Origin of the sequence: Paludisphaera soli (assembly GCF_011064595.1) — a bacterium.
GTDB classification, from domain to species: Bacteria; Planctomycetota; Planctomycetia; order Isosphaerales; family Isosphaeraceae; genus Paludisphaera; species Paludisphaera soli.
Genome location: NZ_JAALJI010000027.1, coordinates 21442 through 44389, shown reverse-complemented (window position 1 = coordinate 44389; position 22948 = coordinate 21442). Strand labels below are relative to the sequence as shown.

Here is a 22948-nt window from a genome sequence, read left to right as displayed (position 1 = left end):
GCGCCTTCGGGGTCGCCCAGGGTCAGATCAGCTCGGCGATCGGCTCGTTCTCGGCGGGGAGGATGAGGTTGGGGCGGTCGGACTTGTCGTAGAGGAAGGCGTGGGGGTCGATGCCCATGTTGTGGTAGACGGTGGCCAGGACGTCCCGGAAGTGGACGGGGCGGCTGGCGGCGTGGCCGCCGAGCTTGTCGGTGGAGCCGATCACCTGGCCGACCTTCATGCCGCCGCCGGCGAGGATGGCGGAGTTCACCGGCGCCCAGTGGTCGCGGCCGGCGGTGGCGTTGATCTTCGGCGTGCGGCCGAACTCGCCCCAGACGACCACGGTGCAGTCCTGATCCATGCCGCGCTGGTGGAGGTCCTCGACGAGGGCCGAGACCCCCTGGTCGAACAGCGGCATGACCCGGCGCATGTGGCCGAAGTTGTCGCCGTGGGTGTCCCAGAAGCCGTATGAGAGGGTGACGCAGCGAGCCCCGGCCTCGACCAGCCGGCGGGCGACGAGGAACTGGTCGTTCCACATCGGGCCGGCGTCGCCCAGGGGCTTGGACGTCCCCATCCCGTAGCGGGCGCGCAGGGACGGCGACTCGCGCTCGACGTCCAGGGCCTTCGCCAAAGCGTCGGACGTGAGCACGTCGAACGCCTGCTTGTAGCAGGAGCCCATGCCGTCGACCGCCGCGCCGTCGACCGACCGGCGGAAGGCGTCGAACTGGCCGAGCAGGTCGCGACGGCCGGCGAACCGCTCCGGGGCGACTTCCTTCGGCGGGCTCAGGAGCGCCAGGTCGTCCCCTTCCATCCGCGCGCCCTTGAACGGCTGGCCGAGCATGCCGGCGCCGGGCGTGTTGTACGGACGATGCTGCATCACCGGGGCCAGGTCCACGAACGGCGGCACGACCGAGTTCACCGGCCCGTGGACGCGGGAGATGACCGAGCCGAAGTGCGGCTTCCCCTCGCGCTGGGCGACCCCCATGGGGAAGCCGGTCATGCAGTGGAAGCTGGAGTGCTCGTCGAGCTGGCCGACGAGCGAACGGATGACCGCGATCTTGTCCATGATCGCGGCGGTGCGGGGCATGGTCTCGCTCAGGAAGACGCCCGGCACGCTGGTGGCGATCGGCTTGAACTCGCCGCGCACGCCGTCGGGGGCGTCGGGCTTGGGGTCGACCGTGTCCTGATGGGCGATGCCGCCGCTCAGGTAGATCATGATGACCGACTTCGGGTTCCCCGCCGACCCGGACGCCGACCCCAGGCTGGGCGAGGCCCCGCGCGCCTGGGCCTGGAGCAGCCCCGGGAGCGACAGCCCCCCCATCGCCAGGCCGCCGACCTGCATGAAGGCCCGCCGCGAGACCCCGTCGCAATATCGCCCGCCGCCGCCCGGCCCCCAGAGTTTCAGCATGTCCGTTCGCCTCGCGCGGGATCCCGTGTCGGAAAAATGTTCAACAAGAGTGTAGCCCGCCGCCCGACGCGAGGCAAGGGGGAGCGCCGGCGTGGGGCGTCGCTCGCGATTGCGGAGGGTTTCCGGGGCGGCCGGCGTCGCGCGAGGGGGGCCTGGTGCGAAACGTCCGATCGCGGGGCCTTCCTTCTTGAATGTGGGTGGTCGGATCGTATCATCATGGCGTCTCCAATCGTAGGCGCGGCCCCGATCTCGGGGCTTTTGGACCCGGCGTCGAGCCGATATGAACCGAACTCGCCGCTCACTCGCGACGGCCCCCTGGCCGGCGGCGCTCCTCGCGCTCGCCGCCCTGGTCGCGCTCGCGCCGGGGTCGGCCCGGGCCGGCTGCGCGACGCGCGGCCACGCCTTCGAGCGGTTTCGGTCGCTCGGGTTGGGAGCCCTCGGCGAGCTTTCGGGCGACATCGAGACGCCCGTCGACCCGGGATCGGACGCGGCCCCGCCGAGACGCCTCCCCCCCTGCTCCGGGCCCTCGTGCTCGGAGGGGCCCGGCGTCCCGCTGGCCGCTCCGCTCGCCGCCCCCGGCCCCTGGCGCGAGCTGTGGTGCCGCCTGACCTCCCCCCTCCCCGTCGACCCGCGGGGACGCTTCCTCGCCCGCATCCCGGGCGAGTCGCCGCGTCCCGTGTCCGGGGCGACCGACGTCGAACGCCCTCCGCGACGCCCGGCCGCCTGATCCCGATCGGTCCCGACGCCCGGCCGCCCTCGCCCTGAGGTCGCGCGCCGCCGCGCCGGGCCCGCACGTCCCCGAGTTCGCGCCGCCTCGGCGCGCGGCCCCGGCCCGTCCCCTCCGCAGGGGCGACGCCCCCGGTCCGCGCCGATCGACGACCGATCCGATGCGACGTCAGACCGACTCGACGCGACCGCGCGGGGATCGCCCCGCCGCGGGACGTTCGCCGTCCGCGCCGAGCCGGCGGAAACCGGAGATTCAAGCGTGTGGTCGAACAAGAATAACTGGATCGCGAACCGGAGGGCGAGGGATGCAAGACGTGAAGAAGGGTCGCCGGCGGAAGGGCGTCGGCGCGACGTTGTTCGTGGGGCTGGCGGCGGCCGGGACGATCGGGGCGGGGGTGAGGTTCTTCATGCCGGGCCCCGAGGTCCGCCCGCTGGTGGATCGCCCGCTCCCCTATCAGAGGAGGGCGCCGCTGGACACGAGCGGCTTCTCGATGATCGTCTCCTCCGTGGAGCCGTGGGACGCGGCGGCCGGGCCGGCGGAGATCCGCGAGCGCTGGCTCGGCGTCGGCGAGCGGGCCGTGAAGGCGATGGAGCGGCACGAGGCGTCGGGGGCGGTCCCGCTCGGCTCGCTGATCCCCCACTACGTCGCCCGGGCCATGCTCCGGCACGCCGAAGGGGATCCGAAGGCCGCCGCCGGGGACCTGGAGAAGGCCCGCGCGCTGACCGACCGGGAGGACGCCTTGGCCGTGCGCCACCTCTCCAGCGTGACCTACTTCCAGGGGGTCACGGCGCTCCGTCAGGGCGAGAACGACAACTGCATCATGTGCCGCGGCGACAGCTCGTGCATCCTGCCGATCGCCGAGTCGGCGAGGCACGTGAAGCCCGCCGGCTCGACGGCCGCGATCGGTTACTTCACCGACCTGCTGGAGCGGTTCCCGGACGACCTGGAGGCCGCCTGGCTGCTGAACCTGGCCCACATGACGCTGGGCCAGTACCCCGACCAGGTCGATCCCCGGTTCGTCCTGGACCTCTCCCCCTACATGAAGTCCGAGTTCGACATCGGCCGGTTCCGCGACGTCGGGGCCGACGCGGGGGTCAACCGCCTCGACCAGGCCGGCGGGGCCGTGATGGAGGACTTCGACGGCGACGGGCTGCTCGACCTCTTCGTGACCTCGTTCGACCCGAAGCAGGCCGCCGGCTTCTACCACAACAACGGCGACGGCACGTTCGACGACCGGAGCGGGGCGGCCGGCCTGCAGGCGCAGTTCGGCGGCCTCTACTGCGTCCAGGCCGACTACGACAATGACGGCCTCATGGACGTCTTCATCCCCCGGGGCGCCTGGCTCCGGCATCCCATGCGGCCTTCGCTGATGCGGAACACGGGGGGCGGCGTCTTCGAAGACGTGACCGACCGCGCCGGGCTGGCCGCGCCGATGAATTCCAACTCGGCCTCCTGGGTCGACTACGACAACGACGGCGACGTGGACCTGTTCGTCTGCGAGGAGCGGCTGGAGAACCGGCTCTACCGCAACAACGGCGACGGGACGTTCGAGGACGTGGCCGGATCGGTCGGCCTGTTGGGCTCGGGCCGGGTCTTCTGCAAGGGCGCCTGCTGGGCCGACTTCGACAACGACGGCGACCCGGACCTCTTCGTGAACTACCTGAACGGCCTCTCGGCGGCCTACCGCAACGACGGCGGGACGTTCGTCGAGGCGACCGAGGCCATGGGGGTCCGGGGGCCGATGACCGGCTTCTCGTGCTGGGCGTTCGATTACGACAACGACGGCTGGGAAGACGTCTTCGCCACCTGCTACGACCGTTCGCTGGGGGACGTGGTCAAGGGGCTGATCGGCCGACCCCACTCGCGATATCCGAACCGGCTGTATCGGAACGACGGGGGGAGGTTCGTCGACCAGACGAAGGCGGCCGGGCTCGACGGCTGCTACGCCGCGATGGGGAGCAACTTCGCCGACTTCGACAACGACGGCTTCCTGGACTTCTACCTGGGGACCGGCGAGCCCAGCTTCGCGACCCTGATCCCGAACCGGATGTTCAAGAACGTCGACGGGAAGCGGTTCGCCGAGATCACCGCGTCGGCCGGCGTGGGGCACCTTCAGAAGGGCCACGCCGTCGCCTGCGGCGACTACGACCGGGACGGCGACGTCGACCTCTTCGTCCAGGTGGGCGGGGCGGTCGACGGCGATCGCTACCACAACGTCCTCTTCCGCAACCCGGGCCAGGGCCGGCGCTCGCTGACGATGAAGCTGGTCGGCGAGAAGTCCAACCGCGCCGCCCTGGGCGCGCGGATCAAGGTGACGACCGGCGGCCCGAACCCTCGGACGATCCACCGGACCGTCGGCTCGGGGAGCAGCTTCGGGGCGAACGCCCTGGAGCAGACCGTCGGCCTCGGCGACGCCGAGTCGGCCGCCCTGATCGAGGTCCGCTGGCCGGCCTCCGGCTGCGTGCAGACCTTCCGCGACGTCCCCGCCGGGCGGAGGATCGAGGTCGTCGAGTTCGCGCCCGACTATCGAACGTTGGACGGCGCAGGCCCTGCGCGGTGACCCGTTGAACGGGGCGTCCCCCTCGTCGAGGATGTCGGGCGTGACGACCGATCCTCGACGAGGCCCGGATGAGGGGGAGACCGATGGACGAGGCCCGATTCTGGCGGATCATCGACGAGACCTGCGGGGCGGCGCGCGAAGATCCGGATTCGTGGCCCGAACGCCTGACCGACGCCCTGCGCGACCTGCCGGCCGACGAGATCGTCGAGTGGGACGGCCGCTTCCACCGGCTCCTGGCCCGAGCCTACACCGTCGACCTCTGGGGGGCGGCGTATCTCATCAACGGCGGCGCGTCCGACGACGGATTCTACTACTTCCGATGCTGGCTGATCGGCATGGGCCGCGACGTGTACGAGAAGGCTCTGGCTGAACCGGACAGCCTCGCCGACGTCGTCGAGCCGGGGGTCGAGTACGAGACCGAAACCTACGACGCCGCCCGTCAGGCCTGGCTGGACGTCACCGGGGCGGACGACGACGACCCTTACCCCGTCGAGGGCGGGGAGTCCGAACTGGCCGGCGTGGACTGGGACTACGACGACGACGAGGAGGCCCGCCGCCGCCTTCCCCGCCTGTTCGCCTTGATCGAGGAGGAATGAGGTAAGGCGGGCGAGTCGCCGGTCGGCCCGGTTCAGCGCCCCAGCGGGACCGCGCCGTCCTGATAGCGCCAGTCCTTGAGGAAGGTGAGCAGGTCGGCCATCTGGTCGACGTCGATCTTGGCTTCGAAGCCCTCGGGCATGAGCGACTTGCCGGTGGAGCGGATCTCGTCGATGGCGGAGCGGAGGATGACCTCGGTCTTCCCCTCGGGGCGCTTGAGGGTGAGGCTCGACGCGGTCTGGGCGGCGATGACGCCGTCGTAGACCGCGCCGTCGGCGGTGGCGACGGCGTAGGCGACGTAGTTGCCGTCGATGGCCCGGTCGGGGTCGAGGATGTCGGCGAGGAGGGCCTCGCGGGTCCGGGCGCGGGTGTCGGCGATATCGGGCCCGACGTCCACGCCGACCCCCGCCACGCGGTGGCAGGTGGCGCAGTTGGCCTCGAACACGGCGCGGCCGCGGGTCGCGTCGCCGGCGGCGGCCACGGCGGGCGCGTACGCCTCGATCGCCCGCCGACGGTCGCCGGGGCGGCTCAGGAGCCGGCCCGCCCGCTCCTTGACGACCGGGTCCGCGTGCGCCAGGAGGCGTTGCGACTGGGAGGCGTCGAGGTCGCCGGGGAGGATCTTCCCCTGCTCGATCGCGTCCAGAAGCCGGCCGATGCGCGCCGGGTCGCGCAGCAAGGCGTCGGCCGCCGCGCGGCGGACGGCGGGGAGGTAGGTGCGCCAGGGCTCGATCAAGACCTCGGCGATCTCGGGCCGGCGGAGGTTCCCCAGCGACCGCGCGGCGGCGACGCGCACGTCCTGGTCGGGGTCGTCCAGCAGCAGGCCCCGGAGCGCGGGCACGGCCTGATCCTCGGGGGCGAAGGCCAGGAGGCGGACGGCGGCGAGCCGGCCGGGGGCGTCGGCCGAGGCGTCGGTCGCGACGGCCGAGGCGCGGGCGAGCAGGCCGTGGATCGCCTCGGCGGTCGGCGCGGGGGCCTTCTCCAGGAGCTGGGCGAACGTGGCCCGGCTGCGGGTCACCCCTTCCGCGAGGCCGTCGAGAGCCGCCAGCCGCCAGGCGTCGGCGGCGGGGCCGGCGAGGGTCTCCAGCGCGGCGACGGCCGTCGCCAGCTCCGCCGGCTCCTTCCCCGCGCCGACGAGCGCCGCCAGCTCCTTCATCAGCGCGAGCCGGTCGGCGTCGGCGGGTTGGTCGCCGGTCCGTTCGAGGACCTTCGCGAGGACGTCGGCCGCGTGGTCGGGCAAGGCGCTCGCCACGGCCAGCCGGGTCCAGCGGTCCCCCGCCCCTACGAGCGCGATGGTCGTCAGCGGCCCGACCTTGCCGGCGTCGTGGCGAGCCCCCATCGCGAGGGCCGCCTGGAACCGCACGCGCGGGTCGGCGTCGTCGGCCAGCCGGGCGATCCGCTCGCGGATCGCGTCGTTCATCGGCCGGGTCGCGGCCATCAGCGCGGCCTGCTCGCGGACGCGCGGGGAGCCGGCGTCGAGCAGGGCGACGACGATCGCGTCGGTCAGCCGGCCCGCCCCCTCCAGGAGCCACGCGGCCTGCACGCGCGCCAGGCCGTCGCCGTCGCCGGCGGCGAGCGCGGCCAGGCGGTCGGCCGGCAGCGCCTCGGGGTCTTGCTTCAGGAGCCGACGGGCCGTGTCGCGGTGCCAGGAGTTGGGGTGGCCCAGCAGGGCGAGCTTGTCGGCCTCGGGGGCGATGGTGCGGCGCCCCGGATCGACGGGCTTCGAGCTGTCCAAGACGATCCGCCAGATCCGGCCGCGGTCGTCGCCGAGCCGCAGGTCGGGGCGGTTCTTCAACTCCTCGGGCATCCATTCGGGATGTTCGATGACGGCGCGGTACATGTCGACGACGTAGAGCGCGCCGTCGGGCCCGACGGTCAGGTTCACGGGGCGGAACCAGGGGTCGGTGGAGGCCAGGAACTCGACCCCCTCGCGCATCGGCCGCGAGCGGAAGCTGGCGCCGTTCGGCTCGATCGCCTCGGCGTGGACGAGGTTGCCGGTCGGCTCGCAGGTGAAGCCCGCGCCGCGGTAGGCGTCCGGCAAGGCGTCGCCGCCGTAGATCAACACGCCGCAGCACGCGGTGAACTGGCCGGCGTGCAGGGTCGAGGTCACCCAGTAGCGGCTGATGGGGAAGACCCGTCCCCCCTCGCCGTCGACGGGCACGTCCTGCAACACCTCGGGCGCGGCGAGCCGGGGGTTGCGGCGGGCGGCCCGATCGGGAAAGGCGACGTGGCGGAGGTGGTGGCGGTTGTCGCAGACGAAACGGTTCCCCCAGGCGTCGAAGGTCAGGCCGAACTGCGCGGGGCCGGAGACGGCCTCGGCCAGCCCGCGCGTGGGGTCGAACCGGAGGTCCTTGCCCGAGAGGTCGATCGGCTCCCTCTGCGCATCGGCGGCGACGACCTTGCCCCCGCGCAGGCCGTTGCCGACGTAGAGCCAGCCGTCGAGGCCGAGCGTCGGGTGGCTGACGCGGAGCTGGACGTTGCCGGTGGCGAAGCCTTCGTAGAGCGTCTCGCGGGCGTCGGCCTTGCCGTCGCCGTCGGCGTCGCGGAGGAAAGTCACCGAGGGGGCCATGGTCGCGATCGCGCCGTCGCGCCAGGGGATCAGGCCGTTGGCGAAGGCGAGGCCCTCGGCGAAGACCGTCGCCCGGTCGTACGCGCCGTCGCGGTCGACGTCTTCGAGGACCTTGATGCGTCCCAGCGGCTGGCCGCCCTCGGGGGGGCCGTTGGGATAGTCGCGCATCTCGACCACCCACATCCGCCCGCGCTCGTCGAACGCGACTTCCACCGGGTCGATCACCAGGGGCTCGGCCGCGACCAGTTCGACCTTCAGCCCGGGGTCGACGCGGAACAGCGCCCGGGCCTCCTCGGGCGCGAGCGGCGGCCTGGGCTCGTCGGCCGTCGTCGTGCCGGAGGTCGCGGCGGCGAGCAGCACGGCGGCGAGGATGGTCGGGCGCGGCGACATGGCGGCTTCCTCCTGGCGGGTCCTGCGGGCGGGATGTGACCACTGTAGCGAGGCCTGGCCGCGTTGCAACCGTCCCGGCGGGCCCGGGGATTGTGCGCCCGGACGGGGGAACTTATCTTCGGAAGATCATTTCAGGCCGGGGAGACGGGCCGCGCGGAAGGGAACGGAGGTCGACATGATCCGGGATCGATCGGTTCGAGGGGTCGGGGCGGCGGCGTGCGCGCTGGCGATGACGGCGGCGTTCGTCGCCTCGGCGCCGGCCTGCACGAGCATCCTGGTGAGCCGGGGCGCGTCGCGCGACGGCTCGGTGATGGTGACGTACTCGGCCGACGCGCCGTTCCTGCCGAAGCTGCTGCGGGTGGCGGGCGGGACGCACGCGCCGGGGACGATGGTCGACGTCCGCGCCTGGGAGGACGACGAGGTCCGGGGCCAGGTCCGCCAGGCCGAGACGACCCACACGGTCGTCGGCCTGATGAACGAGCATCAGCTCTCGCTCGTCGAGACGACCACCGGCGGCCGGCCGGAGCTGGTCGACCCGGACGGCCAGCTCGACTACGACGGCCTGATGATGCTGGTCCTCCAGCGCGCGAAGACGGCCCGCGAGGCGATCGGCCTGGTCGATTCGCTCTGCCGCGAGTACGGCTACTCCAGCTCCGGCGAGACCTTCTCGATCGCCGACAAGCGCGAGGCCTGGATGATGGAGCTGATCGGCAAGGGGCCCGGCGGCAAGGGGATCGTCTGGGTCGCCGCCCGCGTGCCCGACGGCTGCATCTCCGCCCACGCGAACATGAGCCGGATCACCACGTTCCCGATGGACGACCCCGAGAATTGGCTGTACTCGCCCGACGTCGTGACGTTCGCCGTCGACCGGGGGTACTACAAGACCGACTCCGGCAAGCCCTTCAGCTACCGCGACGCCTACCACCCGGACAAGGGCGCCTCGGCCCGCCGCGCCTGCGCCGGGCGGGTCTGGAGCGTCTACCGGAGGTCGGCCCCCTCGGCGAACTTTTCCGACGCCTGGTTCCGCGGCGAGGAAGGGTCCGAGGACTACCCGCTGTTCATCAAGCCCGACGCCCAGCTGTCGGTCGCCGACGTGATGGGCCTGATGCGCGACCATTACGAGGGGACCCCCTACGACATGACCAAGGGGGTCGACGCCGGCCCGTTCGGCAGCCCCCTCCGAGCCCGCGACCTCACCTTCAAGGTCGACGGCGAGGAGTTCATGTGGGAGCGGCCGATCTCCACCCAGCAGGCCGGCTTCGTGGTCGTGAACCAGATGCGCGCGGGCCTGCCGGACGCCGTCGGCGGCGTCTCGTGGTTCACGCCCGACGAGGCGTCGACCTCGTGCTTCACGCCGTTCTACTGCGCGATCGACGCGCTGCCCGCCTCGTACACGAACGGCGACTACGGGAAGTTCTCGTGGGAATCGGCCTGGTGGGTGACGAACCTGGTGTCGAACCTGGCGTACGACCGCTGGTCGCGCGTCTATCCGGACGTCCGCAAGGCCCAGGTCGAGCAGGAGGCGGCGCTGCTGAAGATGCAGCCGGTGATCGAGGAGACCGCCGCCAAGCTCGCCGAGGCCGACCCGGCGCTCGCCCGGACGTTCCTCACCAACTACTCCGTCTCCACCGCCGACGCCGTCTTCCGGCGCTGGCAGGCCCTGGCCCAGTCGGTGCTGACCGACCACGTCGACGCCTATCAAAAGGACGCGCGCGGCGTCCCCAAGGCCCCCGGCTACTCGCCGGAGTGGCTCCGTCAGGTCGTCGCCGGCCGGGGCGGGCAGCTCAAGCTCCCGGCCAGGGCCGCCGGCACGGACCACTGATCGTTCCGAGGTCGGCCTCGCCGCCGGCGAGCATGCAGGCCCTGATGGGGCAAGGATTGCACAAGCCTCCATAAATCCAAATCTTCTTGCGTGCCCCTTGCCAAACGCGGCCGGGGGCGGCATAGATAGGGGCTCGGCCGCGGGCTCCTCTCCCTTCGTCCCGGCCCTCGCTTCCCTCGAAGCCATCCCATCGCTCGCAAGACTTCCTCAATCGCCGGCACGGGAGCCGAGACCGGGGGGGGACGCCCCCCGCCGGCCCCCGCGCGGAGCCATCGCCGATGCGAACCGCCTTGCTGGTCGTCTGGATCGTCGCGGGGGCCGGCGCGGCCGGGTTCGCGTGCGAGGACGAGGGCCGCCACGCCCCACGGTCGCCGATGACGACCTCGCGGGTGGTCGGCTCGCCCGAGCCCCCGGCCCCCTACCGCGCCGTGAAGGCGTTCCCGAACCTGATCGTCGAGCAACCCTTGACGTTCGAGCAGGAGCCGGGGGCGGGCGCCTATTTGATCCTCCAGCACCTGGGGGGCTGGGCGCCGCCGGGGCGGCTGCTGCGCGCGGCCGACGATCCCGGCGTGGACCGCTTCGACGTCCTGCTGGACTTCGGCCCGACGACGATCGCCTACGGCCTCGACTTCCACCCCGACTACGTCCGGAATGGGTTCTTGTATGTGGGCATGAACGCCCAGCTTCCGGACGAGACGCACGTCACCCGCGTCGTCCGCTACATGGTCGACCGCAGGCCCCCGTTCGCGATCGACACCGCGAGCGCCCTGACGATCATCGAATGGGAGTCGAACGGCCACAACGGCGGCGACGTGGCCTTCGGCGGCGACGGGATGCTCTACGTCAGCTCCGGCGACGGCACGGCCGACTCCGATCTCAACGATCGCGGCCAGGACCTCGCCCACCTGACCGCCAAGATCCTGCGGATCGACGTGGACCGCCCGGCCCCGGGCGCGGCCTATTCCTCGCCCCCGGACAATCCCTTCGCGCACATTCCCGGGGCGAGGCCCGAGACCTGGGCGATGGGCTTGCGCAACCCCTGGCGGCTCTCGTACGACCGGGCCACCGGCCAGCTCTGGACCGGCGTCAACGGCCAGGACCTCTGGGAGACCGTCAACCTCGTCGAGCGGGGCGCGAACTACGGCTGGAGCGTCACCGAGGGGAGCCGCCCGTTCCTGCCCGGCCGCAAGCTCGCCCACGCGCCGCTGACCCCGCCGACCGTCGAGCACCACCACTCCGAGGCCCGTTCGCTCACCGGCGGCCTGGTCTACCACGGTTCGAGGCATCCCGAATTGAAGGGTGCTTACGTCTACGGGGATTACTCGACGGGCAAGGTCTGGGGGGTGAAGGTCGAGGGGGGCCGCAAGGTCTTCCACCGCGAGATCGCCGACACCCCGCTGCAGCTCACGGGCTTCGGGCTCGACTCGGCCGGCGAGCTGATCCTGATCGACCACCGGAACGCTTTCCACCGGCTCGTCCCCTCGCCGCCGGAGGACGCCGAGGCGTCCGCGCGGTTCCCTCGCAGGCTCAGCGAGACCGGCCTGTTCGCCTCCACGCCCGACCGCACCCCCGCGCCGGGGGCCGTGCCCTACGACGTGAACGCGCCCCTGTGGTCGGACGGCGCCCTCAAGGAGCGGTTCCTGGCCGTCCCCGGGCTGGAGACGATCGAGTACGCCGAGCCGAACGGCTGGACCTTTCCCGACCGCACGGTCCTGGTGAAGACCTTCCTGTACGACCTGGCCGACGACGACCGCGACGCCCCCGCGCCCATCGAGACCCGGCTGATGGTCAAGGAGCAGGGCGAGTGGACGGGCTACACCTACGCCTGGAACGACGAGCGGACCGACGCGATCCTCGTCGCCAAGGAGGGCCTCGACCGCACCTTCCGAGTGAGGACCCGAGACGGCGGCGGCCGCGACCAGGCCTGGCGTTACCCCAGCCGCGCCGAGTGCATGGTCTGCCACTCGCGGGCGTCGAATTTCGTCCTGGGGCTTTGCACCCCGCAGATGAACCGGGACTTCGACCACGGCGCCGGGCCCGAGAATCAGGTGGACCGGCTGCATCGGCTGGGCTTCTTCGCGAACGAGCCGCCCCGGCGCGAGGGGCGTCCCCGGCTGGCGGACCCGCGCGACGCGTCGGCGACGCTGGAGGCGCGGGCGCGGGCCTACCTGCACGCCAACTGCGCGAGCTGCCACGTCGAGGCCGGCGGGGGGAACGCGGCGATCGACCTCACGGCCGGCGCGCCCCCGCATCGGCTGGGGGTCCACCTGACGCCCCAGCAGGACGCCCTGGCCGCCCCGGGCGCGAAGATCCTCGCCCCCGGCGACCCCGAAGGCTCGACCCTGCTCTCCCGCGTCGCGAGCCGGGGCCCCGGCCAGATGCCCCCGCTGGCGACCAACCAGGTCGACGACGACGCCGTCGCCCTGCTCCGCGCCTGGATCGCGGAGCTGCCCGACCCCGGCCCGCCGCCGCACGCCCAGGCCCCGTCGCGCTGAGGGGGGCGGGTTTCGGGGCGGGGTGGGGATCGGGTAGGATGCGCGAGGGGTCGGGCGGCCGTCGGGGGTCGCGGCGGCCGCGCGTGGGGACCGTCCGGGGAGACGCATCCGATGAGGACTCGCCTGTTCTACGCCCTGTCGCCGATCGCGGCGGCGGTGCTGGCCTGGTCGTTGCATCACGTCGCGGCGACGGGCGGCGCGCGGGCGTCGGCGACGGCCGCGGCTCAGGCCGGGGGCCGGGCGACGGCCGCGGCGAAGCCCCGGGGGCCGATCCCGGAGATCGCGGCCGGGGACTGGACGTGGATGGTCCTGCCGAACGGCTCGGTGCGGGTGCTGTGCAAAGGGTCGGTGGTCCTGGAGTCGAGCCAGGCCTACTGGGGCCCCAAGTGGTCGTGGTCGAGCCTGTCGAAGGTCGAGTTCCGGCGCGAACCCGGCGGCGGGGGGAGCCTGACGGCGAAGGTGGAGAAGCTGAAGACCGACGTGGCGGTCGAGTACCGCTCGCCCGCGCCGAACGTGGTGGAGATGGAGTTCCGGCTGGACTCGGCCGAGTCCATCCCCGGGGCCGTCGGCGGGGGGCTGCAATGGGCGACCAAGCCGAATGCGGCCGTCCTGGGGGGCGAGGCCCCGCCGCCGTCGATCCTGCCCGAGGGGGCGGGGTGGTCGTGGGAGCCGGTCCCGGGGCGTCGGATCGACCTGAAGGTGACGCCGGGCGCGGCCCGGATCCAACCCGAGAACGGGGCCCGGATGTTCCTCCTGGCCGATCGGGTGGACGCGGGCGTGAAGACGTTCCGGCTGACGCTGACCCTGCCTGAAGGGGCGACCCGCGCCCTGACGCCCGAGGAGCGCTACGCCCCGGCGCGGCCCGAGGGCTGGTTTCCCGAGGCGCTCGCATGGGACGCCAGCCCGCTGGACCTGCGGTTCCTGAACGCCGACGACCGCCCGGCCGGGAGCCGGGGCCGCGTCCGGGCCGACGGCGACCGCCTGGTCCGCGGCGACGGATCCCCCGCGCGGTTCTGGGGGGCGAACCTGGCCGCCTACGCCCTGTTCACGACCCCCCGCGAGTCGGTCGCGACGCAGGCGAAGCGGATGGCCCAGCTGGGCTACAACCTGATGCGGATCCACCATCACGACTCGTCGTGGGTGACCCCGAACATCTTCGGCGTGAAGGCCCCGACCACGCGGAAGCTGGACCCGGAGCAGCTGGACAAGATTGACTGGTGGGTCAAGTGCCTGAAGGACGAGGGGATCTACGTCTGGCTCGACCTGCAAGTCGGCCGCACGTTCCTGGACGCCGACGGCCTGGTCGAGGGCAAGGCCGAGATCGACGGCTCGCGGCGGCTGGCGGTCGGCTACTCGTATTACAACGGCGACGTCCAGCGGCTGATGCGCGAGTTTCAGGAGGCGTACCTGACCCACGTCAACCCGCACACCGGCCTGGCCTACAAGGACGACCCGGCCGTGGCCGCCGTGCTGGTCACGAACGAGAACGACCTGGCGCACCACTTCGGCTACATGTTCCTGGCGAACCAGAACCGGCCGTTCCACAACGCCCTGTTCACTCGCGAGGTCAAGGCGTTCGCCGCCGAGCACGGGCTGTCGGCGGACGAGGTGGGCAAGACGTGGGTGCCGGGCCCGAGCAAGATGTTCCTCGGCGACATGGAGCATCGGTTCAACCAGACCTTCCTGGGCGACCTGCGGCGGCTGGGCTTCCAGGGCCTGGCCGCCACCACCAACTACTGGGGGAACTCGGCGCTCTGGATCCTCCCCTCGCTGAGCGACGGCGACCTGATCGACGTCCACGCGTACGGCAAGGCCGAGGCCCTCGACGCCGACCCCCGCTACGAGGCCAACTTCATCCCCTGGATCGGCGCGGGGCAGGTGGCGGGGAAGCCCCTGAGCGTGACCGAATGGAACGTCCCCTACCCGGCCGACGACCGCTTCACGGCCCCGCTCGCCACGGCCGCCGCGGCGGCCCACCAGGGCTGGGACGCGCCCATGATCTACAACTACTCGCAGGAGATCCTCAAGCGCCCGAGGGGCCCCTCGACCTGGTCGACGTTCGCCGACCCCGCGCTGTCCGGGGTCATGCCGGCGGCCGCCCTGCTCTACCGCCGGGGCCACGTCGCGCCGGCGGCCCGGGCGTACCACCTGGCGCTCACGCCGGAGCAGCTCTTCGGGCGGAACCTCTCGCCGGCGACCTCGGCGACGATCCGCACCGCCGTCGAGCAGAGCCGGCTGACGATCGGCCTGCCCGCGACGACCGAACTCCCCTGGCTCAAGCCGACGCCCACTCCCGAGGGGGCGACCGTCCTGGACGACCCCGACCGCGACCTGATCCCCGAAGGCCAGACGTTCGTCCGGTCCGACACCGGCGAGATCACCCGCGACTGGCGGCGCGGCTTGCAGGTGATCGACGCGCCGAAGTCCCAGGCGGCGTCGGGGTGGATCGGCGGCGAGGCGATCGCCACGGCCGACGCGAAGTTCGCGATCGAGACGAAGAAGGCCGTCGTCGCGCTCACCAGCGTCGACGACCAGCCGCTCGCGAAGTCGCGGTTCGTCCTGATCACCGCCGTCGCCCGCGCCATGGCCGACCCGAACAAGAAGGTGGCATACCTCTCCGAGCCGGTCGTCGGGACGATCGAGCTGAAGACCGATGTCCCCGACCTGGAGCTGCTGGCCCTGGCGGCCGACGGCCGCGTCGCCGCCCGCTCGCGCCCCGAGCCGGTCGACGGCCGCGTGAGGATCAAGCTCCCCGCCGCCGGCGGCACCCACTGGTACGTCCTCAAGGCCCGTGGCGCGGCCCCGGCGACCCCCTGAGGGCGGGCCTCGGCGGCCTCGACGAGGTCGATGCGCGAGGGGACGGGGGACGATCGGGGCGGTACGGTTTTTGCATTCTCAATCGTCAAAACCGAACCTTCGGCGCATCTCCCTTTCCCAGACGATCCGAGGTGGACACATGGCCGGGCAGGCTGACGACCAGGCGAGGAAGGCCGCCAAGTATGGCGAGGCGGACGTGAGCGTGGGCGCGGGGGGCGAGACCCATCAGGTCGCCGGCGGGCAATGCCCGGTGATGACGACCCAGCAGGGCATCCCGGTCTCCGACGACCAGAACTCGCTGAAGGTCGGCGCGCGGGGGCCGACGCTCCTGGAGGACTTCCACTTCCGCGAGAAGATGTTCCACTTCGACCACGAGCGCATCCCCGAGCGCGTGGTCCACGCCCGGGGCTTCGGCGCCCACGGCTATTTCGAGACCTACGAGCCGCTGACCGACCTGACGCGGGCCGACCTCTTCCAGCGCAAGGGAGAGAAGACGCCGGCCTTCGTGCGGTTCTCCACCGTCGCCGGCAACAAGGGGTCGGCGGACCTGGCCCGCGACGTCCGAGGCTTCGCCGTGAAGTTCTACACCAAGGAGGGGAACTGGGACCTGGTCGGCAACAACATCCCGGTCTTCTTCATCCAGGACGCGATGAAGTTCCCGGACATGGTCCACGCCGTGAAGCAGGAGCCCGACCGGGGCTTCCCGCAGGCGGCGAGCGCGCACGACAACTTCTGGGACTTCATCTCGCTCTCGCCCGAGAGCATGCACATGATCATGTGGGTCATGTCGGACCGGGCGCTCCCGCGGTCGTTCCGGTTCATGGAGGGGTTCGGCGTCCACACGTTCCGTCTGGTGAACGCCGAGGGGAAGTCGACCTTCGTCAAGTTCCACTGGAAGCCCAAGCAGGGCCTGCAGTCGGTGGTCTGGAATGAGGCGGTGAAGATCAACGGGGCCGACCCGGACTTCCACCGCCGCGACCTGTGGGACGCGATCCAGGCCGGCGACTTCCCCGAGTGGGAGCTGGGGCTGCAGGTCTTCGACGAGGCCTTCGCCGAGAAATTCGCGTTCGACGTGCTGGACGCCACCAAGCTGATCCCCGAGGAGGAAGTGCCGATCCGCCCGGTGGGCAGGCTGGTGCTCGACCGCACCGTCGACAACTTCTTCGCCGAGACCGAGCAGGTCGCCTTCTGTACGCAGAACGTGGTGCCGGGGGTCGACTTCAGCGACGACCCGCTCCTGCAGGGGCGGAACTTCTCGTACCTGGACACCCAGCTCAAGCGGCTGGGGAGCCCGAACTTCACCCACATCCCGATCAACGCCCCCCAGTGCCCGATGCACACGTTCCAGCAGGACGGGCACATGGCGATGCGGAACCCGAAGGGCCGCGTCAACTACGAGCCCAACTCCTGGGGCGTCGGCCCGCGCGAGAGCCCCGACAAGGGCTTCCGCACCTACCCGGCCCCCGTGGAAGGCCCCAAGCTCCGGGCGCGTCCCGAGACCTTCTCCGACCACTACAGTCAGGCCCGGCAGTTCTACATCAGCCAGACCGACATCGAGAAGGCCCACATCGCCAACGCGATCACGTTCGAGCTGAGCAAGGTGGAGACCCCGGCGATCCGCTCGCGGGTGGTCGCGCACCTGCTGAACATCGACAAGGGCCTGGCCGAGACCGTCGCCAGGCAGATCCGCCTGAAGGAGATGCCGAAGCCGGCCGACGCGCTCAAGCCCACCCGGCAGGACCTGCCGCCCTCGAAGGCCCTGAGCATCGTGCAGAACGGCCCCAAGAGCTTCGCCGGCCGCAAGGTGGGCGCGCTCGTGACCGACGGCGTCGACGCCGGCGTGCTGGACGCCCTGGCCGCCGCCCTGAAGGCCGAGGGGGTCACGCTCAAGCTGGTCGCGCCGGAGGTCGGCGGGGTCAAGGACTCGGCCGGCGCCTGGCGGGACGCCCACGAGAAGCTCGAAGGCGGTCCGTCGGTGCTGTTCGACGCCGTGGCGATCCTGCCCTCGAAGGACGGCGCGGCGCTGCTGGCCGGGCTCCCCGCCGCCCGCGACTTCGTCGCGGACGCGGTCGCGCACCGGAAGTTCCTCGGATACGTCGCCGACGCCATGCCCCTCTTCGAGAAGGCCGGGGTCGCCGCGGCGCTGGACGAGGGTTTCGTCCCCCTGAAGGCCGCCGCCGACGCCCAGGCCTTCGTCGCCGCCTGCCGCAAGGTCCGATTCTGGGACCGGGCGGGCGCCGAACGCTGAGCGGAGGGATGTCGACCGAGCCCCGAGGCTCGTGATGAAAGACGGCCTTCTCCCGCCGGGGGAAGTATGTTGAGATTCGCATGTCTTCCCTTCCCCTCCGGTGGGGGAAGGTGGGCGAGGGCCGGATGAGGGGGATCGTCAAGGCGGATTCCGCGAGGCCGCGACGCCTTCATCGGCCCGCCTGGTCCTCCGAAGGGTTCCCGTGCTCGTCTTCCCCCTCATCCGGCCCTTCGGGCCACCTTCCCCCGCGAGGGGGGAAGGATGTTGAGATCGGAATCTCTTCCCTTCCCCCCCGGTGGGGGAAGGTGGCCGGAGGCCGGATGAGGGGGAACATCAAGGCGGACGTGCGAGGAGGCGACGGCTGCTCGGGCCGTTGAGTCCTCCGAACGGTTTCCGTGCCGGTCTTCCCACTCATCCGGCCCTTCGGGCCACCTTCCCCCGCAAGGGGGGAAGGGCTTGGGATAATAGTCCGCCTCCGGAGGAAGCACCCCAGATGACGACCAGTCGACGATCGATCCTCTCCGCCCTCGGGGCGGCGCTCCCCTTCGGGCTCGGGCTCGGCGCGTCTGCAGTCGCCGCCCCGACGGCCGCGGCGGGCCCGGCCCCGGCCTTGCGGTTCCGGCCCTTCGAGGACGCACTGCGCGAGGCCTTCGCCGGCCCCGGCGCGGCTCCCTGCCGTCGCGTCGAGGTGGGCGGTTCGGAGCAGGTCCGGGCCGGCCTCCAGGGCTGCTGCAACGACCGGCCGTTCGCCGGGTTCGCCGCCGGCCGCCTGCGGATCGTCCGCGCCGGCTTCGAGCCGGGCCCGATCCGTCAGGGTGTCCAGCTCTACGTCGCCACGGTCGACGTGGCGCTCGCCGACGGCCCGCCGTCGGCCGCGCCGGGCCGGCCGATCGACTTCGCCTCGCTCCCCCCCGCGCCGACGTTCGCCTGAGCGTCCTCGCGGGACCGCGTCACCATCCCGCATCCCCCAACGATCGAGAGGCATCACGATGACCGAAGCGGTGTTCGAAGGCGTGGGCGTCCGCCCCCGCGAGCATGAAGAAGGCCTGGCGACCAAGATGATCGAGCAGTACACGAGCCAGGTGCCGTCGGTGTTCTACCTAGGCATGGCCTTCGGCGCGGTCGGCGCGTCGCTGGCGCTGAAGCTGTCCGGCCGCGACCGCGACGCCCAGTTCGTCGGCCAGTGGGTCGCCCCCTTCATGATCATGGGGCTCTACAACAAGATCGTGAAGCTGCACGGCTCGGACTGACGCCGGCCGGTCCTCCCCCTCTCCCCGAGCCGGCCCCTCAGCGGGCCGGCTCGGGGGCGGTCCGGGACGCTTCCTCGTCGCCGCGATGGGCGAGGCGGCCGGGCTCGGCGACGGGCCCGGAGGCGGCCTTGTGGGCGATCCGCCGCAGCCGCTCGGGCGCGCGATGCCGCCAGCGTTCGCGGTAGCGCTCGCCGATCAGCTCGAACCCCACCCGGCTCCAGAGGTTGGGGAACTGGCCCATCCGCCAGTGGGCCTCGATCTTGAAGTGGATGCGGCCGGTCTCGTGGTCCTTGGTGATGAGGAACCACTCGAACCCGCGCTCGACGTGGCCTTCGAGCGTGTCGTACCGGAACCCGAAGTGGCTGAACCGGCCGCACCCTTCCTCGCGGAGGCTGTGGACGCGGACCCCGCAGAGGAACCGGAAGCCCAGGACCTTCAGCTCTAGCAGCATGTCGCGGCCGACGGGCGGGACCTCGGGGTCGAAGTGGCCGACGACGATGCTCGGGTCGGAGAAGTCGTAGTTGAGGATCGCCTGGCGCGCGTGGGCGAAGATCCCGTCGGGGAGCGGCGGGCCGGGGGGCTCCACGCCGATCTCATCCTCGCTGCCGTCGATCGTCCAGCCGTTTTCGGCCGTCATCTGATCGATCGCCACGTCGAAGTTGACCGGCCGATCCCTGAGGGCCTCCAGATACCCGCGCATCTCGGCCTCGCTCCAGCCGCGGCCGAATCGGAACAGGGCCATCCGCTCAGTCCCCGCCTTCGAAGGTGGATCGGTCAGGGCCCTGGCAGTCGTCCGGGCTCAGCTCGACGCGCGTCGTGGCGACGCGGACGGGCCCGGCGAGCCCGCCCCCGCAGGCCTCGGCCAGCCGGCCGAGGAACCGGATCCAGCAGCGGGCCTGCATCGTCCGCCCCAGCACCAGGAAGCCGAGGTAATGCAGCAGGCCCCCCGATCGGGCGCGGCTGCGAATGTGGAACGTGAGCCGACCCTCGTCGTCCCGGCCGGCCTTGAAGCTGATCCGGCCGGCCTCGGGATGGCCGCACATCGTCCGCAGCGTCAGGCAGAGGTCGTCCGCCTGCGCGACCCGGACGCGGCACGGCATGAGTCCGCCGATGCGGATCGCCATCTCGTCGCCGACCTGGAGCGGCCCTTCGCCGCCGCCCGGGCGTTCGAACGCGGCCGTCTCGCGAGGGCCGAACTCGACGAATCGCTCGCGGACCAGGCGGGCCAGGTCCTCCGGCGAACAGGGGCCGGATTCGAGGGTCGCGACGTAGTCGCGCTGGAGCAAGGGGCCGGAGCCGGCCGCCGCGTGGACGACGTCTCCGATGGTCGGGTCGATCGAAGGGGCGCTCATGGTTGGTCCGTCCGGGTGACACGAAGGGGTCGGTGGACGGACCGAGAGAGCAAAGGGCGGGCCGAACGCCCGACGCCTCACTCGCCGCCCAGGGCTTCCAGGACCTCGCCCGCCTTCGCCCGGCCGCCGTGGCTGCGGCTGACCTTGGCGTAGGCGACCTTGCCGTCGGGCCGGATCACGAAGGTCGAAGGATACGCGGTCTCGCCCGCCTCGTCCCAGCGCAGGCCGTAGGCTTCGGTGAAGGAATAGTCGGGGTCCATCACCAGTTGGAAGCCCGCCGGCAGGCCCTTGCCGCCTTCGAACTCGGCCGCGTGGGCCTTCAGGCCGTCGGCCGGGCCGGGGTAGACCAGGACCACCCGGGCCTTGCGGGCCTCGAACTTCCCGGCGTTGCGGATCAGGTCGGCCACCTGCGCCGAGCAGGCCGGGCACTGGTAGCCGGGCCATCCCCGGAGGACGACCAGGACCACCGGGCCCTTCTCCCGCAGCGACTTCGACTCGACCGTTTCGCCCCCGAGGGTCTTCAGGGCGAAGTCCGTCGCCGGCTCCCCTTTTCGCGGAGGAGCGGCGGCGAGGCACGCGGGCGCGAGGGCCAAAAGGACGATCGACGAGAGGCCGAGGCGAAGGGTCATCGTGCGGGTTCCTGGAAAGAGGGGGCGGGGCGATCAGCGGGAAGGCCGCGCGGCCTTCGCTTCGGGGGCCGCGGCCCTGGAGTCGGTCGTCGATCGCCAGGGGAGGTCGACGGCCTGGTGGACGGCGGCCGTGCGCTTGTCCTGGGCGAAGACGGCCAGGCGCAGCTTGTCGCGATCCCACGAGGGGTCGATCGCGAAGGTGAACTCCCGGGCGACGGGGAGGTCGTCCTTCAGCTCGACGTCGTCGTGCTCGATGCGACGCGCCGGGAACCGCGCGACGAGGGTCTTGCCCCCGTTCTCGCCCGACTCCACGTCGGTCTTCACGCCGTCCTCGCGGAGCACCGCGCAGAGCAGGATCGGCGACTTGCCGAGGCGGTTCGAGCGCCTGGTGACGCGGATCGCGCTCCTGGCCGAGAGGCCGTCGGCGGCGAGGTCGAGGTCCACGTCGAGCTTCACGGCCGGGGCCCGGAGGCGGGCCGCCCGGATCGCGGCGGCGGCGGCGGCCGGGTCGCGGCCGTTCACCGACTGCACGCCGTCGATCATCAGCATGGGCGTGTAATAGAGCCCGTACGACTCGGGCTTGGGCTTGGTGTAGACGTCGTTGTAGACCATCTGACGCTGGCTGTAGATCGGGTCCGAGAAGACGTCCTTCCACGGCTTGTCGAAGTAGTCGACGTGGAAGGCGACGGGCACGACCCGCGAATCCTGCTCGGCCAGCCGGCCCAGGATCTCCTCGGCGGCCGGGCACATGTCGCAGCCCTGCGAGGTGTAGAGCTCGACGAGGACCAGACGCCGGGACGGGTCGGGCGCGGGGTCGGCGGCGAAGGCGGGCGGAACGAGGCCCGCCAGGAGGATCGCGAGCAGGGACGGTCGTCGTCGGATCATGGGCGTCTCCCGGGGCCTCGCGCCCTGGCCGGATCGCGAGGCGATCCCATCGCCCCGCCGCCGCGAGCGGCCGATCGGGCGCCTCGGTCGCGGCGGATGAGGAGACGCCCGCCGCCGCCGGGATATTCGACGAGGCCCCGGCGGGGCTCCTTCGAAACCGAAGCGGCCCGTCGGCCGGGGAGGTCCCGGACGGCGGGCGATCGGGCGATCGGGGCTCGTCGTCGGTTCAGCCGACGCGGCGGCGGCGGGCGACGGCCGCGAGGCCGACCACGCCCAGGCCCATCAGCGCGACCGAGGCCGGCTCGGGCACGGCGGCGGGGTCGACCGGCCGGCTGACGAGGCCGGGGACCTTGTCGCTGCCGCCGCCGGTCAGGCCGCGGAAGCGGGCGACGAAGAACTCGCCGCCGGTGCTCAGGCTGTTCACGAAGTCGTCCGCGGTCAGCGAGCCGACGCCCGTGCCGCCGATCGCGATCACGAACGTGCCGACGCCCCCGGCCGCCAGGCCGTTCGCGGGGGCTCCGCCCCCCTCGAAGACGTTGTTCTGGTTGGCCGTCGTCAGCCCCACGGCGAAGTCGAAGCTGCCGAACGGCTGGCCGTTGACGCCGTTGTTGGTGGAGTAGAAGTCCTTCATGCCGGCGACCGAGCTGCTGCTCAGGCTGGCGCTGGTGATCGTGCCCGGGTTGTTGAAGACGAAGGCGGTCAGGTAGCCGCCGACGCCCGCGGGCGTCAGATTGCTCACCACGAAGGTGAGCGTGGCGTTGTTGGCGTCGACGGCGGCGACCTGGAGGTCGACCGAGTAGGTGGCCCCCGTTTTGCTGGAGCTGGCGGAAGGGTCGCCGATGATCAGCGCGGCGGGGCAGCGGCCGGCGGTCGCGGCCGTCAAGGCTATGGCGAGCAAGGCGGCGAGCGGGGTGGTCTTGCGCATGCGGGTTCCTTGGTGGCGGGCGAGGAGCGGCCCCCCGGTCGGCCCCGACCGGACGAGGCGGCGTCGTCGGAGCCGTTCCGAAGCTCCGTTCGATGGACACTACGTCCGATCTTCCCGCCGTAACGCGGATTCCATGGATTGATGATGGAAGACGCCCCGCGCCGGCCGGGAGCGACGCGGGGCGTGAGGGCGTCGCTTTTTCGAGACGCTTCGCAGGATTCCGCAGGCCGGCCGCGGACGACCGACGTATCGCCCGCTCGGGCTCGGGAGCCGCGGTGATCGCCGGGGGACGAGGGCGAAG

General features: G+C 72.0%; 16 protein-coding genes. 9 read left to right on the top strand and 7 right to left on the bottom strand.

All coding sequences use genetic code 11. From position 1 onward, the window contains the following. Window positions 1-22: 22 nt before the first annotated feature. Window positions 23-1387, bottom strand: a complete 1365-nt coding sequence (locus tag G6O68_RS25550; RefSeq protein WP_165251498.1) for a DUF1501 domain-containing protein — start codon at window positions 1385-1387, stop codon at window positions 23-25. A 280-nt stretch (window positions 1388-1667) separates the two neighbouring features. On the opposite strand from G6O68_RS25550, the gene G6O68_RS25545 reads away from it, so the two are divergent. The 3 genes from G6O68_RS25545 (at window position 1668) to G6O68_RS25535 (ending at window position 5270) form a co-directional block, all read left to right on the top strand. Continuing rightward, entirely contained in the window at window positions 1668-2114 is a 447-nt protein-coding gene (locus G6O68_RS25545; RefSeq protein ID WP_165251497.1) for a hypothetical protein, read from the top strand. Window positions 2115-2418: 304 nt separating this feature from the next. Continuing rightward, a complete protein-coding gene (locus G6O68_RS25540) occupies window positions 2419-4674 on the top strand; it encodes a CRTAC1 family protein (protein WP_165251496.1) in 2256 nt (751 codons plus the stop codon). A gap of 83 nt (window positions 4675-4757) precedes the next feature. After that, window positions 4758-5270 (top strand): DUF4240 domain-containing protein, encoded by a 513-nt coding sequence (locus G6O68_RS25535; protein WP_165251495.1) that lies wholly within the window; start codon window positions 4758-4760, stop codon window positions 5268-5270. Window positions 5271-5302: 32 nt separating this feature from the next. On the opposite strand, the gene G6O68_RS25530 is transcribed toward G6O68_RS25535, so the two are convergent. Continuing rightward, window positions 5303-8224 carry a PVC-type heme-binding CxxCH protein gene (locus tag G6O68_RS25530; RefSeq protein WP_165251494.1) on the bottom strand — a complete coding sequence of 974 codons (2922 nt, stop codon included), beginning with the start codon at window positions 8222-8224 and terminating at the stop codon, window positions 5303-5305. 175 nt (window positions 8225-8399) lie between these two features. On the opposite strand from G6O68_RS25530, the gene G6O68_RS25525 reads away from it, so the two are divergent. From G6O68_RS25525 to G6O68_RS25500, 6 genes are all read left to right on the top strand, one after another. Further along, window positions 8400-10046, top strand: coding sequence for a dipeptidase (locus tag G6O68_RS25525; RefSeq protein WP_165251493.1), 1647 nt, complete (start codon window positions 8400-8402; stop codon window positions 10044-10046). Between the two features lie 278 nt (window positions 10047-10324). Continuing rightward, window positions 10325-12541 carry a PQQ-dependent sugar dehydrogenase gene (locus tag G6O68_RS25520; protein WP_165251492.1) on the top strand — a complete coding sequence of 739 codons (2217 nt, stop codon included), beginning with the start codon at window positions 10325-10327 and terminating at the stop codon, window positions 12539-12541. Window positions 12542-12652: 111 nt separating this feature from the next. After that, on the top strand, window positions 12653-15358 hold the full coding sequence (locus tag G6O68_RS25515; RefSeq protein ID WP_165251491.1) for a glycosyl hydrolase family 5: 2706 nt from the start codon (window positions 12653-12655) through the stop codon (window positions 15356-15358). A gap of 139 nt (window positions 15359-15497) precedes the next feature. Then, window positions 15498-17606, top strand: a complete 2109-nt coding sequence (locus tag G6O68_RS25510; protein WP_165251490.1) for a catalase — start codon at window positions 15498-15500, stop codon at window positions 17604-17606. A gap of 493 nt (window positions 17607-18099) precedes the next feature. Further along, complete coding sequence (locus G6O68_RS25505) at window positions 18100-18537, top strand: hypothetical protein (RefSeq protein ID WP_165251489.1); 438 nt, start codon at window positions 18100-18102, stop codon at window positions 18535-18537. 58 nt (window positions 18538-18595) lie between these two features. Next, window positions 18596-18856 (top strand): hypothetical protein, encoded by a 261-nt coding sequence (locus G6O68_RS25500; RefSeq protein ID WP_206108209.1) that lies wholly within the window; start codon window positions 18596-18598, stop codon window positions 18854-18856. Window positions 18857-18893: 37 nt separating this feature from the next. On the opposite strand, the gene G6O68_RS25495 is transcribed toward G6O68_RS25500, so the two are convergent. The 5 genes from G6O68_RS25495 to G6O68_RS25475 all read right to left on the bottom strand — a co-directional run bounded on the left by G6O68_RS25495 (window position 18894) and on the right by G6O68_RS25475 (window position 22647). Beyond that, window positions 18894-19598 carry a DUF1990 family protein gene (locus G6O68_RS25495; RefSeq protein WP_165251488.1) on the bottom strand — a complete coding sequence of 235 codons (705 nt, stop codon included), beginning with the start codon at window positions 19596-19598 and terminating at the stop codon, window positions 18894-18896. Between the two features lie 4 nt (window positions 19599-19602). Next, the gene (locus G6O68_RS25490; RefSeq protein ID WP_165251487.1) at window positions 19603-20208 is read right to left on the bottom strand and encodes a DUF1990 family protein; all 606 of its coding nucleotides are present in this window, start codon (window positions 20206-20208) and stop codon (window positions 19603-19605) included. Window positions 20209-20285: 77 nt separating this feature from the next. Then, window positions 20286-20837 (bottom strand): peroxiredoxin family protein, encoded by a 552-nt coding sequence (locus tag G6O68_RS25485; protein ID WP_165251486.1) that lies wholly within the window; start codon window positions 20835-20837, stop codon window positions 20286-20288. Window positions 20838-20870: 33 nt separating this feature from the next. Further along, the gene (locus tag G6O68_RS25480; protein WP_165251485.1) at window positions 20871-21722 is read right to left on the bottom strand and encodes a DUF1223 domain-containing protein; all 852 of its coding nucleotides are present in this window, start codon (window positions 21720-21722) and stop codon (window positions 20871-20873) included. 226 nt (window positions 21723-21948) lie between these two features. After that, the gene (locus G6O68_RS25475; protein ID WP_165251484.1) at window positions 21949-22647 is read right to left on the bottom strand and encodes a PEP-CTERM sorting domain-containing protein; all 699 of its coding nucleotides are present in this window, start codon (window positions 22645-22647) and stop codon (window positions 21949-21951) included. Between the last annotated feature and the right edge of the window lie 301 nt (window positions 22648-22948).

What these genes read in the sequence shown, in the direction of transcription:
- G6O68_RS25550 (WP_165251498.1), bottom strand. Translation starts at nt 1,387, where the DNA reads ATGCTGAAACTCTGGGGGCCGGGCGGCGGCGGGCGATATTGCGACGGG.
- G6O68_RS25545 (WP_165251497.1), top strand. Translation starts at nt 1,668, where the DNA reads ATGAACCGAACTCGCCGCTCACTCGCGACGGCCCCCTGGCCGGCGGCG.
- G6O68_RS25540 (WP_165251496.1), top strand. Translation starts at nt 2,419, where the DNA reads ATGCAAGACGTGAAGAAGGGTCGCCGGCGGAAGGGCGTCGGCGCGACG.
- G6O68_RS25535 (WP_165251495.1), top strand. Translation starts at nt 4,758, where the DNA reads ATGGACGAGGCCCGATTCTGGCGGATCATCGACGAGACCTGCGGGGCG.
- G6O68_RS25530 (WP_165251494.1), bottom strand. Translation starts at nt 8,224, where the DNA reads ATGTCGCCGCGCCCGACCATCCTCGCCGCCGTGCTGCTCGCCGCCGCG.
- G6O68_RS25525 (WP_165251493.1), top strand. Translation starts at nt 8,400, where the DNA reads ATGATCCGGGATCGATCGGTTCGAGGGGTCGGGGCGGCGGCGTGCGCG.
- G6O68_RS25520 (WP_165251492.1), top strand. Translation starts at nt 10,325, where the DNA reads ATGCGAACCGCCTTGCTGGTCGTCTGGATCGTCGCGGGGGCCGGCGCG.
- G6O68_RS25515 (WP_165251491.1), top strand. Translation starts at nt 12,653, where the DNA reads ATGAGGACTCGCCTGTTCTACGCCCTGTCGCCGATCGCGGCGGCGGTG.
- G6O68_RS25510 (WP_165251490.1), top strand. Translation starts at nt 15,498, where the DNA reads ATGGCCGGGCAGGCTGACGACCAGGCGAGGAAGGCCGCCAAGTATGGC.
- G6O68_RS25505 (WP_165251489.1), top strand. Translation starts at nt 18,100, where the DNA reads ATGACGACCAGTCGACGATCGATCCTCTCCGCCCTCGGGGCGGCGCTC.
- G6O68_RS25500 (WP_206108209.1), top strand. Translation starts at nt 18,596, where the DNA reads ATGACCGAAGCGGTGTTCGAAGGCGTGGGCGTCCGCCCCCGCGAGCAT.
- G6O68_RS25495 (WP_165251488.1), bottom strand. Translation starts at nt 19,598, where the DNA reads ATGGCCCTGTTCCGATTCGGCCGCGGCTGGAGCGAGGCCGAGATGCGC.
- G6O68_RS25490 (WP_165251487.1), bottom strand. Translation starts at nt 20,208, where the DNA reads ATGAGCGCCCCTTCGATCGACCCGACCATCGGAGACGTCGTCCACGCG.
- G6O68_RS25485 (WP_165251486.1), bottom strand. Translation starts at nt 20,837, where the DNA reads ATGACCCTTCGCCTCGGCCTCTCGTCGATCGTCCTTTTGGCCCTCGCG.
- G6O68_RS25480 (WP_165251485.1), bottom strand. Translation starts at nt 21,722, where the DNA reads ATGATCCGACGACGACCGTCCCTGCTCGCGATCCTCCTGGCGGGCCTC.
- G6O68_RS25475 (WP_165251484.1), bottom strand. Translation starts at nt 22,647, where the DNA reads ATGCGCAAGACCACCCCGCTCGCCGCCTTGCTCGCCATAGCCTTGACG.